Raw genomic sequence first — 1949 nt, forward strand, 5'->3', positions numbered from 1 at the left:
GGTCGACCGGCATGACCGGGATTTGCACCACCGAGGCGCCCCGGCGTACCTCCAAGACAACCGATTTGCCCACCTTTCCACGGAATGACTCGATCGGCTCAAATGCGGTCCCGTCAGCCGCAATTATTTCGTCACCGGCACCGAGGCCCGCCTGCTGGGCTGGCGTTCCATCTATGACTCCGGTGATCGTGTTACGACCAGTCGCCACGAAACCTGAAATGATACCTATGCCAGGGTACGAAATGCGGCCATCTGGAAACGCACGCTGCAGTCCCCGGCGTCGCAGTGCGCCGACAAAGATGTCTGCAAGCTGATAATATTCCGGCTCATCCGGCGTATAGAAACGCGTGTGCGAGGCGTGCAACTCAGACAACATGGTATTGATGACGCGCGCCAGAGAGTTCTGGGAAGTTGCCCGCTGAACGTCTGGAAGATATCTCTCCCGAACCGCCAGCCAGTCTAGTCCGTTGTGACGGGGATCGTAAAAGCGATCACGCACGGTCTGCCAAACGCTCTCGAAGGTAGAGACGCCATCCGCGGAAACGTAGGCGTTGTTGGTCTCTCCCCTTAGAGGCTCCGCGGCGTTCGCGGCCTTCGCGGCCACGGCAGATGCCGTAACCGTGGCTGCCAGTCGCAACACTTGGCGACGCGAAGGCGATGTATCGATAGCCTCTTTCATCGTCTGATCCCGCGGCGAAGCGCCTGCCGGGCGCATTCGCCAGCCATGCGATGCCGGCTCGTTACCGAATGCTCGCGCTCCGTTGGCGAAAGGAGGGCGGTCATTGAGGTCAGGACATGCCAGACCACGATAGTGATCCTGCCATCACGAGGCTACTTCCCGCAGGACTTTTCGCCTGTCGAGCCCCGAAGATTAGGTGCAGCTCCGCGCGGGGAACAATAATGCTGCAGCGCCGGGAGCACTCTTGGACCTCAGCGGCCGAGAGTGTCGACGGTTCGGCTTACCATCTCCGCCCATCAGGAATAAGATGAGCCGACGTCCACGGGCGTTCGTGCCCCTAGACGGGCCCGACTCGATATCGTGGCAACTCTCCGTCACGCCCGTTGGCAACAAACTGAGGTCTGCCCAGCGATCCACACGACGAATTCGATGACCGAACCCGAGCGTTTGGAAGGCGTTCCTGGCCGCTACTGGCACCGGCTCGAAGACGGGCGTATCCAGTGCGATGTCTGCCCGCGCTATTGCAGGCTGAACGAAGGCCAGCGCGGCCTGTGCTTCGTGCGTGGCCGGCAGGACGACCGGATCCTGCTCACGACCTACGGCCGCTCCTCGGGGTTCTGTGTCGATCCAATAGAGAAGAAGCCACTGAACCACTATCTGCCCGGAACTCCCGTGTTGTCGTTCGGTACCGCCGGGTGCAACCTGACCTGCAAATTCTGCCAGAACTGGGACATCTCCAAAGCGCGAGAGCTCGACCGGCTCCAGGACGCAGCCTCGCCGGAAGATATTGTCGAGGCCGCGATTGCCACGGGCTCGCGCTCCATCGCCTACACCTATAATGACCCGGTCATCTTCCTGGAATATGCCGTGGATGTTGCAAAGGTGGCGCGCCGGCGCGGGATCAAGAACGTGGCGGTCACAGCGGGCTACATTGACGTGGCGGCGCGGGAGGAGCTTTACACCTTCATGGACGCCGCCAATGTCGACCTCAAGGCGTTCACCGAGGCGTTCTACAAGCAGCTGTGCACCGGCCATCTCGGCGCCGTCCTCGAGACGCTCGAGTATTTGAAACACAAGACGAAGGTCTGGGTCGAGATCACAACGCTGCTGATCCCGGGTCACAATGACAGCCCGGAGGAGGTAAAAAAGCTGAGCGAATGGGTGATGACAAGGCTAGGACCTGACGTGCCCTTGCATTTCACCGCCTTCCACCCTGACTACAAGATGCTGGATCTGCCCCGTACGCCCGCCTTCACGCTGACGACGGCTC

2 protein-coding genes are annotated in these 1949 nt (G+C 60.7%); one reads left to right on the top strand and one right to left on the bottom strand.

From position 1 onward, the window contains the following. The coding region (locus GWG65_RS40080; RefSeq protein ID WP_275200900.1) for a PDZ domain-containing protein at positions 1-679 on the bottom strand (679 nt) is incomplete at its 3' end. A 429-nt stretch (positions 680-1108) separates the two neighbouring features. On the opposite strand from GWG65_RS40080, the gene amrS reads away from it, so the two are divergent. Then, a partial coding sequence (gene amrS, locus GWG65_RS40085; RefSeq protein ID WP_275200901.1) for an AmmeMemoRadiSam system radical SAM enzyme occupies positions 1109-1949 on the top strand: 841 nt, incomplete at its 3' end.

The sequence above is a fragment of the Bradyrhizobium sp. CSA207 genome, assembly GCF_029051685.1.
Lineage (GTDB): Bacteria > Pseudomonadota > Alphaproteobacteria > Rhizobiales > Xanthobacteraceae > Bradyrhizobium.